The organism is Kitasatospora sp. MBT66 (assembly GCF_000710405.2).
Taxonomy (GTDB): domain Bacteria; phylum Actinomycetota; class Actinomycetes; order Streptomycetales; family Streptomycetaceae; genus Kitasatospora; species Kitasatospora purpeofusca.
Map to the genome: position 1 here is coordinate 457800 of NZ_JAIY01000006.1, position 16900 is coordinate 474699.

Here is a 16900-nt window from a genome sequence, read left to right on the forward strand (position 1 = left end):
CGTGAATTGCCGTCGAGGTATTTCCCCGGGCGGCAGGTACGGGATTGCTGCCCGGCGGGAATGCTGCCCGACAGGACGGCGGAGTGCATTGACCAGGGCCCCGAGAAGCGCCGGGAAAGGCCCTTGCAGGTATTCGGAAGAAGCCGGGGTGGGGGAGGTCCACCGCCAGTCGAAAGGCACTCAAAAGCCCCGCCACCGGATCGGTGACGGGGCTTTTTCGTGCTCCTCCGGGTGGCTCCGGGAGCCTTTTGTCAGAGGCGGCCGGCGGCCTTGAGGGCGAGGTAGGTGTCGGCCAGGGCCGGGGCGATCGAGGTGGGCGGGGCGTCCAGGACGGTGATGCCGGCGCGGGTGAGGCGGTCGGCGGTGAGGCGGCGGTCGGCGCGGGTCTGCTCGGCGGCCGCGGCGCCGTAGACGGCCTCGACCGTGCCGCGGCCGGCGGCGAGCTCGTCCAGGTGGGGGTCGGAGACGGAAGCGAGGACGACCTCGTGGCGCTTGGTGAGGAGCGGCAGCAGCGGGAGCAGGCCGTCCTCGGCGGAGGTCGCGTCCAGGCCGGTGAGCAGCACGATCAGCGAGCGGTGCGGTGCCATCTTCAGGGCGGTGGCGACCAGCGAGCGCATGTCGGTCTCGTAGAGGGCGGGTTCCAGGACGGCCATCGCGTTGGTGAAGGCCGGGAGGATCTCGCTCGGGGAGCGGCCGGCCACCGCGGTCCGCTTGCGCAGGTCGTGGGCGAGCAGGTCGACGCGGTCGCCGGCCTTGGTGGCGAGGGCGGTGAGGAGCAGCGCGGCGTCGAGCGAGGCGTCGAGCCGGGGCGCGTCGCCGACCCGGCCGGCGGAGGTGCGGCCGGTGTCGAGGACGACCAGGATGTGCCGGTCGCGTTCGGGCCGCCAGGTGCGGACGGCCACGGTGTGGCGGCGGGCGCTGGCCCGCCAGTCGATGGAGCGGATGTCGTCGCCGGGCAGGTACTCGCGCAGGGAGTCGAACTCGGTGCCCTGGCCGCGGGTCAGGACCGATGTCCGGCCGTCGAGTTCGCGGAGTCGGGCGAGCCGGGAGGGCAGGTGCTTGCGGCTGGCGAACGGGGGCAGGGCGCGGACCGTCCAGGGGACGAGGTGCGAGCCCTGACGCCCGGCCAGGCCGAGCGGGCCGAGCGAACGGACGGTCACCTTGTGGGCGTGGTGGTCCCCGCGCCGGGTCGGGGTGAGGACGGTGGTGACGCGACGGCGTTCGTGGCCGGGGACGCGCAGGGTGTGCCGGGAGGCGGCGAACCCTGCGCCGGGCCGCCAGGCCGACGGGGCCCAGGCGTCGCGGATCCGGGCCCGCAGGGGCCGTCCGGCCGCGTTGGTGACGGTCAGTTCGACCGAGGCGGGTTCGCCGAGCCGGACCGTGGTGTCGCCGTCCCGGCCGATCCGCAGGCTGCGGACGGGGGCGGCGAGCACCAGGTCGAGGGCGACGGCGAGCAGGACCGCTCCGGTGACGGCGCCGATGCCCGCCCAGGACGGCAGCAGCAGGCCCGTGACGAGGGCGCCGAGCGCGGCGAGCAGGGCGGTTCGCCCGGTGATGGCCATGCGGTGCGTTCCTTCGTCGGGGCCGACGGTGAGGCGGCGAAACGTGGGGCGGTGGTACCCGGGGCGGCGATGCCGGGTGTGGGGATCAGCGCGGGGCCGGGGTCTGGGCGAGGACGGCCTGGATCACGGAGTCCGCGGTCACGCCCTCCATCTCGGCCTCGGCCCGCAGGGCGACGCGGTGGCGCAGGGTGGGCAGGGCGAGCGCCTTGACGTCGTCGGGGGTGACGTAGTCGCGGCCGGCCAGCCAGGCCCAGGCGCGGGAGGCGCCGAGCAGCGCGGTGGCGCCGCGCGGGGAGACGCCGATGGAGAGCGACGGCGACTGCCGGGTGGCCCGGCAGAGGTCGACGATGTAGGCGAGCACCTCGGGGGCGACGGTCAGCTTGGCGATCTGCTCGCGGGCGGCGGCGATGTGCTCGGGGCCGGCGACCGGGCGGACGCCGGCCGCGGCGAGGTCGCGCGGGTCGAAGCCGGCGGCGTGCCGGGCGAGGACCTGGAACTCCTGGTCCCGGTCGGGCAGCGGGAGGATCAGCTTGAGCAGGAAGCGGTCGAGCTGGGCCTCGGGCAGCGGGTAGGTGCCCTCGTACTCGACCGGGTTCTGGGTCGCGGCGACCAGGAACGGCACCGGCAGGGCGCGCGGCTCGCCGTCGACGGTGACCTGGCGCTCCTCCATGGCCTCCAGCAGGGCGGCCTGGGTCTTCGGCGGGGTGCGGTTGATCTCGTCGGCCAGCAGGAGCTGGGTGAAGAGCGGCCCGGGGCGGAACACCATCTCGCCGCTGCGCCGGTCGTAGAACGGCGCGCCGGTGACGTCCGAGGGCAGCAGGTCGGGGGTGAACTGGATCCGGCGGAAGTCCAGGCCGAGGGCGGTGGCGAAGGAGCGTGCCAGCAGCGTCTTGCCGAGCCCCGGTAGATCCTCGATCAGCGTGTGGCCGCCGGCCAGCACGCCGAGCATCACCAGACGGACGGCCTCGGACTTGCCGACCACGGCGCGTTCGATCTCCTCCACCACCGCGCGGGCACGGCGGCCGGCCTCCTGCGGCGTCAGCACGGCGGCCTCGGCGGGGCGGCCCGGGCCCGCCTCGGCCACCCGGGCCTGCTCGGTGTCCGGGGCGGGGGCCTGGGGAACGGCGGTCATGGCTCTCCTGGAGGACGCGTCGGTCGGCCGATTCGTCGGAACCGGCGGTGAGTTCGGGAAGTGCGGTAAGCGCGGAACGTGCGGGAAGTGCGGGAAACGAGCGAAGTACGGGGAGCGGTGGACACCGCGCGGCGCCGCTAGCCGGACGTCGGGGACGTCGGGCCGGGCGGTTGCAGGGTCTCGAGCCGGTCGACGAGCGCGAGGAGAACGGCCGCCGGCACGGCCCCGTCCCGGTCCGCGGCCTCCGGATCGATCCACGGCCACAGCCGGGGCCCGATCAGTTCGACGGCCCGGTCGCGGTCGGCGGTGAGCGAGACACCGTGGGTCTCGGACAGGCGTGCCGCGTACAGCCGCCGAAGGCGACCGCGCAACGGCCCGGCGTCGCCCTGCGGGTCGAGACCCTCGCGGACGGTCCAGCGCCAGTCACCGAGGCCCGGCTCGCGGGAGTCCATCACCCGCTGCCGACTGCGCAGACCGATGTCGAGGAAACCCGCGCCGGCCACGTACCGGGCGGTGACCAGGGCGCCGACCGCCAGCAGGACCGCTCCCGCAGCTGCCGCGGGAGCTCCGCCGACCAGCGCGAACAGCACCTCGGCCAGCACCGCCGTCCCGGCCAGCTCGATCAGGCTGTGCCGGACGGAGCCGGGCGCGGCGAGGCCGTGACCGGTCGGGTGGGTCGGGTCGGCCGGGTCGGCGGACGCGGTGGGGCCGGCTGTGCGCCGGTTCGGGCGGACGCTCATCGGTGGCCTCCGTCGGCCCGGTCGACGGCGCCGGACGCCCCCACCGCCACTGGCTGCTCCGCCAGTCGCCCGGCCAGGGCGTCCAGGGCGGTCCGCGCCCGGCTCACATGGCTCTCGTCCATCGGGTGGGTGGAGTACCTGGCCTCCCGGAACAGTGCGGTCAGAGCCCGCGCGTGGACCGGGTCGACGCGGTCGTCGGCCATCGCGCGCTCCAGCAGCTCGGTCGGGCTGTCAGGAGCTCGGAGGGACAGCCCGGAGGCGGCCAGCGATGTCTCCATCGCGGCGTAGCAGGCGATCACCGCCGCCCGCGCGTCGGCGCCGGTGAGGGCTCGTCGCCCCGTCACCACCGCGGCCGCCAAGGCGTCCTCGGTCCGGGCCGGCGCGGCGGGCAGCGGCGTCGGCGGTCGCCGCCGGACGATCCGCAGCCGCAGCAGCAGGACGACGCCGACGACCACCGCGATCACCAGCACGGCCAGGAGCGCGCCGAACAGCACCTGGATCACGCCCGACAGTGAGCTGCCGGGCACCGGTTCGCCGGGCTCGGGCGGCGAGACCGTGGGCAGCGGGGGCAGGTCGAGGTCCGGCAGTGGCCGCGCCCGGTGCGGCCCGTCCGGTCCGGTGTCCGCCCGGTTGTGGAAGAGGAACATCAGCACCGGCACCGCCACGGCGGCCCCGGGCAGCAGGACGGCGGCGGCCTCCCGCAGGCGCTCGGCCCACGGCGTGGGCCCGACCAGGTGGCGGACCTCCGCACGGAAGCGCAGCGCGAACCGGCCGACCGCGATCAGCCAGCCGAGCGCGAGCAATAGGACGAACCCGAGGGCCTGGACCGGCACCTTGGCGAGCGGCGCACCGAGCAGTCCGCCGTCCGGCCGCAGCGCCGAGGCCGCGAGCAGCAGGCCCGCCAAGGTCACCAGGACGCCCGCGATCCGGCCGCCCGACCTGCGGGCGGGCTCCCCCGCGCTGTCGTCCGGTGCGTCGCGGCCGTCGTGCCGAGGCCCGATCGGCTGCGCTTCGTCGTTCATGCGGCCACCCCTGGTTCCCCCGCAGCGCGGATGGCACCGCGCGAGCTGCAGCGTCGCACACCAACAATCGGATTGTCACCCCGCGTTGCGGTCCACCGCCGTGCTCCCTGACCGAAGGGCGGCGTGCGCCCCGCGCGGCCTGCGGTCACAGTCCCCCGTTGACCGCCGCCACCCGGGCCGCACCGGCACTGACGTTCCACTTCGCGAGGATCGCGTCGTACGTGCCATTGCGCATCAGCTCGTCCAGCCCCTTCGCCACCGCGTCACGCAGCGCGGTGTCGGACTTGTTCACCGCGATCCCGTACGGGCTGGACTGCGACAGCGCGCCCGTGACCTCCAGGCTGTTGCCGTTGTCGGTGGTCCTGGCCGCGTAGGCAGCCACCGGGAGGTCGTTGAAGTCCGCCGCCGCCTTGCCGGCCGCCACCTCGGCGAGAGCCACGGTGTCGTCGTCGAAGCGGTGGACCTGCAAGGGCTTGCCCGTCCGTTCGCACGCACCGACCTGGCGGGTGACGATCTCGTCCTGGGTCGTACCGCGCTGCACGGCGACCGTACGGCCGCAGAGGTCGTCCAGCGTCCGGATGCCCTTCGGGTTGCCCTTCTGCACGATGATCGAGGTCCAGGCGATGAAGTAGTCCACGAAGTCCACGCCCGGCTTGCCCGTCGGCATGCCGTTGTCGCCGAGCGCGTTGCGGCGCGCGGGTGTGTCGCTGATGCCCGACATCGCCAGGTCGAACTGCTTGCCGTCGATACCGGGTATCAGCTTGTCGAACGGCGTGTCGACGATCTCGATCCGCAGGCCGAGGACCTTCCCCAGGGCGTCGGCCAGGTCCGGGTCGAGACCGGCGGGCTTGCCGTCCGAGCCGCGGAACGCGACCGGCGGGTAGTTCAGGTCGGACCCGATCCGCAGGACCCCGGCGGCGCGCTGCGCGCTCGGGACGGCTGCCCGGGCCTTGTCCTCGACGCTTGCCGGGGCCTGCGAGCCACTGCAGGCGGTGAGCAGCAGGGCGGACGCGGTGGTGAGGGCTGCCGGCAGGGCTCGGCGGTGGGGGAACGAGCCGGGGAGATGGACCACGATGGCGCTCCTGTGTGGGGCAGGGTGGCGCGACCGGCATCCACGAGGGAGCGGCAGCGACCGGGAGGCGGAATCCTGCCATCCGTTTCCGGTTCGACAGTCGGTGGGCATGTCACGATCTGCTATCGGGTTCACGCGCTCCCCCGAGTCCGCGCTGCCCCTCCTCGGAACGGGCCGGACGGGAGGAGGCCTGGCGGGGCGGGGCAAGGCCCGAGGGCCGCGAAGCGGCTCGGCGACGCGCGGCGAAGCCGGGCGCACGAGCGCGGGCAGGGCGGTACGAGGGGCCCGCACGACGGGCCCGCACGACGCCCCGCGACCGTCCACGTGGTGGACTCGATCGTGCCCGAATCCGGTGGTGGCGGCGCCGTCGGGCCCGAACCGATCGAGACCCGTGCACGGCGCGGAGGAGCGCGGGGCAGGGTGCGCCAGGCCCGGGGCGCGCTCGCCACCATGGCACTGCCAGGTCGCAGGCCGCGGGACGGCTGCGGGCCCCCGTCGCGTCCTTCGCACCCGTCGCCGGTCCGTCCCGTTGGCGCCCTCCGTCGACCTGTCAACGGCACCCGCATATGCTGATCCGTGCTCGAACGGGTCAACGACCGTCCGTCCGGGCCGCGGGCCGGGATGCCGGAGGGGGCAGGCCTGCGGGAGACGCATACGCAGGGGGACGAGGACATGCGGGACGCAGGGGAACCCGACGGGTACCAGGGGTACGCCGGGCACACCGAGCTCGACGGGTACGACATCGAGTACGGGGACAGGAACGGGGACGGGGACGAGGACGAGGCGGGCGCACCGCGCCGCTCCGGCGCCCGGAAGGCCGTCCTGACCGCCGTCGGAGGAGTGTTCGCCGCGCTGCTGGCGGTCGGCGGGTACGGCCTCTACAACATCGTGACCGCCGTACAGGGCGGATCGTCGAACGGCGGCAGCGGCGGCGGCGCCCAGGCGTCCGAGAGCGCGGCGAAGACCCCGCAGGCGCCGCCGACCACCGAGGAGGCCGCTGCGGTGGCCACGGACTTCCTGGCGGCGTGGGGCCGCGGGGACGTCACGGCCGCATCGGCGCTGACCGACCGGCCGGAGACGGCCCGCACGGCGCTGGCCGCCTTCCAGGAGAACGTGCCGGCCCGCACGCTCGCGCTGGCCGCCACCGGCCCGGCGACCACCGGCACGAACGGGGAACCGGTGGTCGGGTTCCGGGCGAAGGCCGAGTTCGAGGGCGCGACCGGTGCCTGGGAGTACGACAGCACGCTCGGCGTCGTGCGGGGCGGGAGCGGCAAGGCCGTCGTGCACTGGGCGCCGACCGTGCTCCACCCGCGCCTCGCCCAGGGCGGGACGATCGCCGTGAAGGCTCTGCCCGACCCGGTCTCCAAGCCGACCGACCGCAACGGCAAGTCGCTCGAGGGCTTCCCCTCGCTGGCCGCCGTGCTGCCCAGGATCACGCCGGCCGACGGCGGGACCGTCGTCGGTGGGCGGGCCGTGGTGCTCTCCGCGGCCGGGACGGAGCCCGAGCAGTTGTACGTGCTCACCCCGCCGAGCGCGCCGCAGGTCAAGCTGACGCTGGACGCCGAGCTCCAGCGGGTGGCCGAGGAGGCGGTCAAGCAGCAGGCCGCGGGCGGAAAGCCGGCCTCCCTGGTGGCGATCCAGCCGAGCACCGGCCACATCCTGGCGATGGCCTACTCGCCGACCGGACACAACCGCGCCGTCTCGGCCGGCCAGGCTCCCGGCTCCACGATGAAGGTGATCACCTCGGCGGCCCTGCTGGAGGCCGGGGTGACCCCGGACACCGTGGTGCCCTGCAAGGACACCACCAACTCGCCTCGGCAGTGGCACAACGACGAACGCGGTGACTTCCCGTCGTACACGCTCGCCGACGACTTCAGCCACTCCTGCAACACCGGCTTCATCGACAAGGGCCTGGAGAAACTGCAGCCCGGAACGCTCACCAAGGTGGCCCGCGAGCAGTTCGGCCTCGGCCTTGAGTGGCACATCGGCATCGACAGCCGGGACGCCACGATCCCGGTGCCGCGCACCAATGACGAGGCCGCCGCGGCGTACATCGGCCAGGGCACGATCCAGGTCAACTCGCTGGCGATGGCCTCGGTCGCCGCCACCGTGCAGAGCGGAAAGTTCCGCCAGCCCGTCCTGCGGGACGACGCCAAACGCGTCACCGCCCCGGGCTCACTGCCCGCCGGCGTCGCCAGGGACCTGCGCGCCATGATGGCCCGAACCGCCACCCAGGGCACCGCCCGCACGCCGATGGCCGGCCTCACCGGCCAGATCGGCGCGAAGACCGGCACCGCGGAATCCGGCGGAACAGCCACCAACAGCTGGTTCATCGCCTACCGCGGGGACCTCGCCGTCGCTGCCGAGGTCGACGGCGGCGGCCACGGCTTCGCCGCGGCCGGCGTGGCCGCGGCCCAGGTCCTCAAGGCCGGCGGCAAGGGCTGACGGCCTCCAGCGCGCCGTCGGGCCGGAATCGGGGCCAGCCCCTCGACGGCCCGGACGGGCCGGACGGGCTGGACGGGCTGGACGGGCCGGACGGGCTGGACGGGCCGGCAACGCCCGCGCCGCCGGCCAGTGGCACGCGCGCGCGGACCGCGTCGCCGAGAGGTTCGGGAGCACCGGTCCAGCCCCGCCGGCCACTGGGCCGCCGTCGGCACCGGCCTCGGGTGCGCCCGCTGCCCGGACCGGCTCGCCGAGCACCCGGCCGTGTACCTCGACCGGGACGCCGACGAGGCTCTCGCCGCCGGCCGGCCGACCGCCACCCTGAAGGCGCGCGACCGGCCGGGGGTTACGGGGCATTGGCGTGGAAGGGGTGGAAGGAGGCATGGTGGCACCATGTCCGAACGTCGCGACCGTCGTCGTCTTCACGCCCGTGCCCGAGCTCTCGGGGTATCCGTCGACCAGGTCGGCCGTCGAAACTCCCCGCGTCGGCACGGGCTGCCGGTCGCGGAGCCCGCGTGGCCGCGCACCGCGGTGCCGGACCGGGACGAAGCCCCTGTCATCGTCCGGGCGACGCCTCCGGAACCGGCGGTGTGCTGCACGGTCTCGCTCGAACGGCAGTTCACGGACGGCGGGACCGTGGTGATGCTGACCCGCCACACGGCCGACTGCCCGATCTGGTCGGCCCGCTGACCGCACGCCCGGCCGACGGGTCGGCCACAGGATGGAGGACGACGTGACCACCGAGCGGGACGAGCCGGCCGACAAGGGCGCGACCGGCGCCGCGCAGACCTTTGCGGCGCTGCCGGAGCGGACCGGCGACGACACCTCGACGTTCCACCGGGCCCTGGCCGAGGTCTCCAGGATCCCGGGGCTGGAGCCGGTGCCCGAGCCGGCCGACGGCGACACCTGGACCTGGGCCAACACCGTCCGACGGGCGCTGCGCGAAGCCGGGGAGCGGGGGCTGGTGCTCTCCGAGGCGTCCTTCGAGGCCCTGCTGGAGGCTGCCGTCCAGGATCCGAACCCGAGCTTCAACCGGTGGTTCGTCGAGCCCGCGCTGAACGCCTACGGCTACCGGCGGGTCCGCGCCGGCCTGCTCGATCGCCTGCGCGGTGGCACCGCCGCCCAGCGCGCCGGGGCGGCCCGGGCCTGGTACTGGACGGCGCTCCCCCTCGAACCCGACGGGGCCTCGGCGGAGCACCCCGGTGCCCTGGAGCCGGACGGGGCCACCGACCGGTCCGTCCTGGTCCGCGAATGGAACGAGGCCGCCCTGCGGGAGTTCGTCAGCAACGAGGACCTCGACGTACGGCGCTGCATCCTCCCGGGCCTCCCGCTGCGCACGTCGGCCTACTCACCGGAGGTGCACCACCTGGTGGAGACCGCGACGGCGATCGCCCGGGCGCACCCGGACGGCTACATCAGGCACCGGGTGGAGATCCAGGTCAGTACCTGACGGCCAATCAGAAGAACCCGGGATCGCTGTCAGGACCGCAGCGATGCGGTCGGCCGTCGTTCGGGCGGTTGCCCGCGCCCCCGTGGGTGCTGCCACGCCCCCTACCTCTGCGGGGGCGGGTCGGTCAGGATGGCCGGGTTGGTGTCCCCGGCACGAAAGAGGAGCCGGTCAATGGGATCGCACGAGAAGCCGCCGCCGGAGCTGGGCAAGGGCGAGGCGCCGCCGGGGAATGCCGACGGGCAGGTGCCGAAGTCGGATCCGGGCAGCGACGGGAAGCACCGCGGCAAGCCGAAGAAGGACTGACCGGTGGATCCGGCGAAGCGGCGCGCGGTCCTGGACGAGGCCATGGCCGCGCGCGGGGACTGGCCGGAGCGCTCCCCGTGGCTGCGGGAGGCCGTGGCCGCGCTGCCGAGGGAGATGTTCGCGCCGGAGCGGCTGTGGCGGTGGGACGGGCAGCGGTACCGGGCCGCCGACCGGCACGCGGACGCGGAGGGCTGGGCCGCCGTGCTGTACGCCGGGCCGGACGCGGCCGCGGTGACCCAGGTGACCGGCGGGCTGCCGTCCTCCAGCATCTCCGCGCCGGGCGTGGTGGTCGACATGCTGGACTCGCTGCGGCTGGAACCCGGTCACCGGGTGTGGGACATCGGCGGCGGGCAGGGCTGGAACGCGGCCCTCGCCGCGTGGCGGGCCGGTCCCGGGCGGGTGGTGTCCACCGAGATCGACACGGGTCTCGCCGACTTCGCCCGCCGAAGGCTGGCGGCCGCCGGCCTGGAGGTCGAGGTGCTCACCGGGGACGCCACCACCACCGGCCCCGGTGGCAGAGCGTTCGATCGGGTGATCGCCACCTACGCGGTCGAACGGGTGCCGTGGACGTGGGTGGAGGCGTGCCGGCCGGGCGGACGGATCGTCTACCCGTGGGGACAGCTCGGGCACGTCGCCCTCACCGTCGCCGACGACGGCCGCACGGCGTCCGGCTGGGTCCAGGGGTTGGCGCAGTTCATGGCGGACCGCACCGGCCCGGTGCCGCCGACGGCCGACCGGGCCGGGTACACCGCGGTGCGCGGGGGCGGCCCGGCCGCGACCGAGCGGCGGATCGAGCGCGACCTCGCGCCGCTCGAAGGCGACTGGGACCTTCGCTTCGCCCTGCGGGTCGCGGTGCCGGACGCGACGGTCACGACCGGCCGCGACGAGGACGGCCTCAACGCCTGGGTCCACGACGGCCGCACGTCGTGGGCGTCGTTCTCCGCGGTCGGGGACGGCACGACCGTGCTGTACCAGGGCGGGGAGCGGCGGATCGGCGACGAGTTGACGACCGCCTGGAGGGTGTGGGAGGGACTCGGCCGGCCCGAGCCGTACGACTTCGGCGTCACCGTCACTCCTGACCGCCAATGGGTGTGGCTGAACACCCCGGACACCGACGGGCCCCGGTGGCCGATCGGCGGCGCGACGCCCGCTGCGTCGCGCTGAAGCAGCCCGGGCAGCAGCCCGGCGGCCGTCCACCTCGACCGCGTCCGCGTCGGCCCCGGTGGCGGCCGAGGTCGTGAACAGTTCGGTGACCCGTCTCGAGGAGGTTCGACGGCGCCTCGGCGAGCTTCGGCCGAGTCCCGCGGCCGAGCGCTTCAGTCAGCGGGTCGAGTGTTCGGTGTCGATCGCGGTGTCGGGTCGCCGACGCGGCTGTCGAACGATGGCGTGGGCGCCGGTGGCACCGAGACCGTCCGCCTCCAGTCCGTCCGGCCCGGGGTCCCGCCACGCAGGCCGTCCGGGGCCGGCCAGGTGGCCACCAGATCGTGGTGACCGGCGAAACGTGAGCCTGGGACTGTGTCGTGCATCGGTTCGCCGTTCAGCCAGCAGATCTGCCAGGTCTCCCTTTCGGTGTCGAGCAGGCAGCAGACCCCGCCGCTCGCGGCGGTGAGTCCGGTGAACACCTCCCGGATGCTCGCGGACCGCTCGAACGCCAGGCTCATACCTGTCGTGGCCGTGGTGAAGCTCAGTGACACGTAGCCGGGGTGCCACCAGGACGTGAAGTGGACCGCGAGGTAGATGTGTCCGACCGCCAGCCTCCCGTTTTCGTCGCGTTCCCCACGACTGGTCCCGGAGAACTCGCGCATGGCGTCGTCGTCGACGCCGATCATGATCACGGTGTCGAGGTGCAGTGTGCTGCCGTCCGAGCAGTCGACCGGCTCGTTCCTGAACTGCGAGGTGAACGGAAGGACCACCTGATCGCCCCCGGGCAGGGTCACCGTGATCGGCGGCGGTCGACGCGTCCTCGGCGCCAGCCCGGCGAGCGCGGTCAGTGCTCGGGCAACGTTCCGGGCAGGAAGGACGATCTCGTAGCTGTAGTCGAGCCCCATGCACTCCACCCCTCTCCGCAGAACGAACCGGATCCTCCCACAGCAGACCCGTCCGGGCCCGGGAATTCCTCACCACGAGGACAGGGCCGGCTGCGTGAGTCCCGACGCCGTCGAAGGGGGCCACCTCTCGTCGGACTCCGATGAGGCGGGTGCGGACAGAGCCGCCCGGGCCAGGGCGCGGCGGGGGCCCGGGCCCAGGCCCGGTGCTCGGTCCCCGCCCGGCCGGGGCGGGCAGTCCGGCTGCCCCTTCAGGCAGAAAGGCGGCCGAACGGAAACCGGCCGGGCCGAGTCGGCGGGTCGTCGTGCAAGATGGGGCCCCCGGGATCGGATTGGTACAGACCACAGCACGTTCGCTGCGACAGGACCCCACCCCCGGGCAGTAGTTGACGTGGCACACGGACCTCGATGCGGAGGGTGCCGAGGGGAGCTGTGGATGGGACTGGCGGGGGTGTGGCGTCGGCTCGGTCGGCACGGTCTGGTGCTGGCGGCCGTCGCCGTGAGCGTGCTGGTGGCGACGGCGGTGCTGTCCGCGGTGGCCGGGCTGGCGCAGTCGGCCGCGACCGCCGGGGTGCGCCAGCGGCTCGCCGCCGACGCCGGCCGCTCGGTCGAGGTGACCGCGCGCTGGTCGGCACCGGGCCTGTCCGCCGCCGACCGCGCGGTGCACTCGGCCCTGGTCCGGACGATGGCCGGCACCCCGTTCCGCACCGTGACCGCACAGCGCGGCGTCAGCGCCGTCGACCTTCCGGTGCCGCCCGGCGGGCGTCGCTGGGCCACCGACACCGCGCTCCCCTCGCTGCTGGCGATGCTGCCGGACCCCGGCCGCTACGCCCGACTGCGCAGCGGCAGTTGGCCGGACGCGCCCGAGGCCGCCCCGGCCGCCGACGGCGGGCTGCGGGTCGCCCTGCCCGAGGCCGCCGCCGACCGACTCGGCCTGGACAGCGGCGGCAGCACGGTCGTCCGCACACCCGGGACCGGCGAGCCGCTCAGACTCACCGTGACCGGTGTCTACCGGGAGGACCCGGACGCCGCCGCGTTCTGGGCCGGCCTCGGTGGCGCCGACGCCGCGAACCAGCCCCTGGTACTGATCGACGGCGCGCGGCTGGCCGCGTTGCCCGGGTTCGGCGACCGCATGCTCGCGGTCTGGCTGGCCCTGCCCGACACCGGGCGGTCGAGCCTCGCCGAACTCGCCGCGCTGCGTGACCGGGTGGCCGCCTTCGCCCGCTCGGACACCGCCCGCTCGGTCTACCGCGGCGCCGAACCGGCGCTGGCGGACACCGCGGTGCGCAGCGCACTGCCCGGTGCGGTCGACGGCCAGGTGGTGCCGGTCCTGACGGCGAGGGCGGAGATCGCCGTACCGCTCGGCCTGCTCGCGCTGCTCGCCGCCGTGGTCCTCGTGCTGACCGCCCGTCGGCTGGCCGACGCCGTCGCCGGCGAGCACGCGCTCCGGAGCTCCCGGGGCGCGGGCGCGGCGCGGCTGCTCGCGGCGACGGCCGGCGAGTGGGCGTTGGCCGCGGTGCCGGCGGCGGTCGGCGGGCTGCTGCTGGCCGAACCGCTGCTGGCCGCCGTGCTGCGCGTCGTCGGGGCACACGGCCTGACGGCGGGCGACGGCCCGAGCGCCCGGTGGGCCGCGGGTTTCGCGCTCCTGGTCCACGGCGCGGCTCTGCTGCTGCCGCTTGCCCGGCAGGCGGTGGACCCGGGGGCGCAGCGGGCGCTGCGCGCGCGCAGCCCGCGCCGCCTCGGTCTGCAGCGGGCCGGGGCGGACCTGGTGCTGGTCGCGGTGGCGGCTTTCGGCTTCTTCCAACTCCGCCACTACGAGGGCGTGGCGGTGGGGAACGCCGATGCCGGGTTCGACTCCTGGGTCGACCTGTCGCTGGTGCTCGCCCCGGTGGTCATGGCGGTGGCCGGTGGGGTCCTGCTGCTGCGGGTGCTGCCGGCGGTGGGGCGGCTGCTGGAGCGGGCGGCCGGTCGGGCCCGTGGGCTGGTGCTGCCGTTGGGCGCCTGGCGGCTGAGCCGCGACACCGGGCGCCAGTCGGTGCCGGTGCTGGTGACGTTGCTGGCGGTGGCCTGCAGCAGCCTCGCCGCCGGTGTGCTGGGCGCGCTGCCGAGCAGCGACCGCGACCGGGCGGCCTTCGCGGTCGGCGCCGACCTGCGGCTGACCGGGGTGTCCGGCGTGCCCGGGCAGCGGCACGCGACGCTGGCGGCCCTGCCGGGCGTGACGGGGCTCAGCCCGGTGGCGGAGCAGTCGGCCTTCGTGGGTACCACCCTGGTGCGGACGGTCGCCGTCGACAGCGCGGCCGCCTCCGCGGCGGGGCTGCCGCGCCTGCGCCCGGACCAGGCCGACCGCCCGGTTCCGGAGCTGCTGGCCCCCCTGACCGCCGTGCCCGCCCAGGGGCTCGCGCTGCCGGGCGAGCCGGTCGCGCTGGAGGCGACCGTCCGGGCGAGCTCCGACCTGCCCGTCCCGGCACCCGGTCTGCTCCTGCAGCTGTGGATCCAGGACGCGGACGGGCTGACCGAGCAGCTGACGGTCCCGCTGGAGGCCGACGGCCGGCAGCACTCCCTGACCTTCCCGCTCGCCGGCGGCGGTCGGCGCGCCGGCCCGCTGACGCTCAGCCGGCTCGGTGTGCACTTCCCCGGCACGGTCGCTCTGCGCTCCACCCTCGACCTGCGCGTGCCGGGGATGACGGCCGTCGGCGCCGCCGGCGAGCGGACCGACCTCGCGCTGCCGCCGGGGCAGGGCTGGGCCCGGTCCGGCAAGGTCCTCGCCGCCCCGTCGGCGCTCGGCTGCCCCGGCACCGAACGCGGCCGCACGGAGGAGGTCCCCGATCAGGCCGAGGCCTGCAGCTGGCAGGGCGACGGCTCCGACCTGCTGCACACGGTGATGCGCTCCCACGAGCCGCCGGTCCCGCCCGACCCGGCGGGCGGTGACGCCGTCCTCGCGGTGCAGCCCGTGACCGGCGGCGCGCCCGTGCTCCGCACCCTGCCGGGGGGCGCGATCCTGCCGACGCCCCCCACCCTGCCCGTGGTCGCCGACCGTGCGCTGCTCGACGCGGTGAACGTCAGGGTCGGCGACACCCTTCCGCTCAACTGGGAGCGTGACGGGCGGAGTACCCAGCAGGTCCTGATCACCGGGGAGGTCGACGTGCTGCCCGGCTACGCCCGGGGTCAGGGCCACCTGTTGCTGGACCTGCGCGCGCTCGCCGCCAACCGTGCGCTCACCGGCGCGGCCCCGCCCGTCGCCACCCACTGGTGGCTGGCCAGCTCGGACCCGGCGTCCACGTGGGCCGCCGTCGACGGCCACGTCGAGTTCGGCCGGCCGCAGAGCGCCCTGCGGATCGCCGCCGCGCTGGCGGACGACCCGTTCCGGGCCGGACTGCGCTGCGCCTGGCTGCTGGTCCTGGTCACCGCGCCGCTCTTCGCGGTGACCGCGCTGACCCTGCACGCGGTGGGCACGGTCCGCTCCCGCCGCCGGGAGTTCGCGGTGCTGCGCGCGCTGGGTGTGCGGCGCGCGGAGCTGACCGCGCTGCTGCGCGCCGAACAGGTGGCGGTGACCGTGCTGCCGGTGCTGCTCGGCGGGCTGCTGGGCCTGCTGCTGGCGGCCCTGCTGCTGGCGCTGACCGTGCTGGACGACTACGCGCGCCCGGTCTTCCCGGCCATGGCCGCCGCCCCGGGCCAGCCCGCCGCCGTGCTCACGGCGCTGGCCGGCGGGCTGCTGCTCACGCTTGCCGTGCTGGTCCTCACCCGGCTGCTGGCCCGGGTCGACCTGGTCCGGGCCCTGCGCGCGGGGGACGACGGATGAGCCGGGCGGAGGACCGGCGTTGCGTGGTCGGGCGGCGGGCGGACAGGTACACCGGTGGGCACGCCGGTGCGCGCGAGGACGGACGCTTCGACGGGGGGAGCCCCACATGCTGACACTGCGCCTGATCCGGCGCGAGGCGCGGATCGCCTGGCCGGTCTCCGTCGTACTCGCGCTGCTCGCCGCACTGCTCACGGCGGTCCCGCTGAGCTGGCCGCCGCGCTTCGACCGGCTGGCGGCCGGCGCGCTCGCGGACCGGGTGGTCCGCGCCCAGCGGGACGTGCCGCTGGTCTCCGCCGCCACCACCACCGTCCCGCTGGACGGGCTGGTGCCCCCGGACACCGGCTCGCTCGACCGGGAGCTGGACCAGCTCGGCGAGCGGGTGCGCACCGCGGCGGGTCCGGGACTGGCCGCCGCGCTCGGCAGGCCGCAGGCCCGCGTCACCACCCTCGGCGTCACGGCACGCGGCCCCGAACTGCCCACTCCCTACGGCAAAGCGCCGCGTTTCAGTCTGGTCCACGCCCAGCCCGACGGCGCGGGCGGCACGGTCGAGTACCTCCAGGGCCGCGCGCCGCGGCAGCCCGCGGCCGACCCGGCCGACCCGGCCGTCCCGCCCGGAGCGGCGGCCCCGATCGAGGTCGCCGTCTCCGAGGGCACCCGGGAGCGGCTCGGCCTGGCGGTCGGCCGGCGGTTCGACCTGTTGGACCGCGGGTGGGTCGCGCCGGTCCTCGTGGTCGGGGTCTTCCGGACCGACCGCGGCGCGGGCCGGCTCTGGCAGCAGTCCCCGATGCTGGTCTCCCCGTGGACCGTGGCGGTGGACCCCGGCCAGGAGCTGAGCGGCCAACTGCTGACCAGTGCCGACGGGATCGAGACGATCGCGAAGCACGGCCTCGCGCTCAAGGTGGCCTGGGAGCTGCCGACGGCCGTCGACCGGTCCGGCCCGGCCGCCTCCCCGGCCGGGATCGCCGCCATGCAGTCCGCCCTGCGCGGACTGCGCGCCGCCGGGCCGGACCGGCTGTGCGGGTCCGGCCTCGCGGACACCTGCATGCTGGCCGGCCAGATCGTGCCCTCGATCAACGTCACCGAACGACTCGCCCCGGAGCTGGACGCCTTCGCCGTCCAGCGTGGGCGCACCGAGCAGTTGCAGGGCTTCGCGCTCGCCGGACTGCTCGCCCTGGTGGTGGCCACCGCGGTCGCCGCCGCCCGGCTCGGGGCCCGCCGCCGGGCCGGCGCCGTCGCGCTGCAGCTCACCCGCGGGGCGGGACTGATCGGGATCGCGGGCCGGCTGCTGGCGGAGGCCGGGGTGGCGGTCGGCGCCGGGGTCGCGGCGGGCTGG

11 protein-coding genes and 1 pseudogene are annotated in these 16900 nt (G+C 75.6%); 6 read left to right on the forward strand and 6 right to left on the reverse strand.

Annotated features, from left to right (window positions below):
- Positions 1-251: 251 nt before the first annotated feature.
- From BI06_RS14570 to BI06_RS50770, 5 genes are all read right to left on the reverse strand, one after another.
- Positions 252-1562, reverse strand: coding sequence for a DUF58 domain-containing protein (locus BI06_RS14570; RefSeq protein ID WP_043468488.1), 1311 nt, complete (start codon positions 1560-1562; stop codon positions 252-254).
- Between the two features lie 85 nt (positions 1563-1647).
- On the reverse strand, positions 1648-2694 hold the full coding sequence (locus BI06_RS14575) for a MoxR family ATPase (RefSeq protein WP_082558481.1): 1047 nt from the start codon (positions 2692-2694) through the stop codon (positions 1648-1650).
- A 137-nt stretch (positions 2695-2831) separates the two neighbouring features.
- On the reverse strand, positions 2832-3434 hold the full coding sequence (locus tag BI06_RS14580) for a hypothetical protein (protein ID WP_199523294.1): 603 nt from the start codon (positions 3432-3434) through the stop codon (positions 2832-2834).
- Positions 3431-4456: a DUF4129 domain-containing protein gene (locus BI06_RS14585; protein WP_051741038.1), complete on the reverse strand. Its 1026-nt coding sequence runs from the start codon at positions 4454-4456 to the stop codon at positions 3431-3433. Before BI06_RS14585 ends, BI06_RS14580 begins: the two co-directional genes overlap by 4 nt.
- A gap of 145 nt (positions 4457-4601) precedes the next feature.
- A complete protein-coding gene (locus tag BI06_RS50770) occupies positions 4602-5528 on the reverse strand; it encodes an ABC transporter substrate-binding protein (protein ID WP_051741040.1) in 927 nt (308 codons plus the stop codon).
- Between the two features lie 672 nt (positions 5529-6200).
- On the opposite strand from BI06_RS50770, the gene BI06_RS14595 reads away from it, so the two are divergent.
- The 4 genes from BI06_RS14595 (at position 6201) to BI06_RS14605 (ending at position 10887) form a co-directional block, all read left to right on the forward strand.
- The gene (locus tag BI06_RS14595) at positions 6201-7973 is read left to right on the forward strand and encodes a penicillin-binding transpeptidase domain-containing protein (RefSeq protein WP_051741042.1); all 1773 of its coding nucleotides are present in this window, start codon (positions 6201-6203) and stop codon (positions 7971-7973) included.
- Between the two features lie 730 nt (positions 7974-8703).
- Positions 8704-9420 (forward strand): hypothetical protein, encoded by a 717-nt coding sequence (locus BI06_RS14600; protein ID WP_233290154.1) that lies wholly within the window; start codon positions 8704-8706, stop codon positions 9418-9420.
- 171 nt (positions 9421-9591) lie between these two features.
- Complete coding sequence (locus tag BI06_RS54700; RefSeq protein WP_255360216.1) at positions 9592-9723, forward strand: hypothetical protein; 132 nt, start codon at positions 9592-9594, stop codon at positions 9721-9723.
- Positions 9724-9726: 3 nt separating this feature from the next.
- The gene (locus BI06_RS14605) at positions 9727-10887 is read left to right on the forward strand and encodes a methyltransferase domain-containing protein (protein WP_233290155.1); all 1161 of its coding nucleotides are present in this window, start codon (positions 9727-9729) and stop codon (positions 10885-10887) included.
- 152 nt (positions 10888-11039) lie between these two features.
- On the opposite strand, the gene BI06_RS53565 is transcribed toward BI06_RS14605, so the two are convergent.
- Positions 11040-11552, reverse strand: coding sequence for a hypothetical protein (locus tag BI06_RS53565; protein WP_233290156.1), 513 nt, complete (start codon positions 11550-11552; stop codon positions 11040-11042).
- 652 nt (positions 11553-12204) lie between these two features.
- Here BI06_RS53565 and BI06_RS14615 point away from each other — a divergent pair.
- Together BI06_RS14615 and BI06_RS50775 are read left to right on the forward strand one after the other, a co-directional pair.
- Positions 12205-15567 (forward strand): FtsX-like permease family protein, encoded by a 3363-nt coding sequence (locus BI06_RS14615; protein WP_043468491.1) that lies wholly within the window; start codon positions 12205-12207, stop codon positions 15565-15567.
- A 106-nt stretch (positions 15568-15673) separates the two neighbouring features.
- Positions 15674-16900: pseudogene (locus tag BI06_RS50775) on the forward strand (hypothetical protein); the annotation flags it as partial.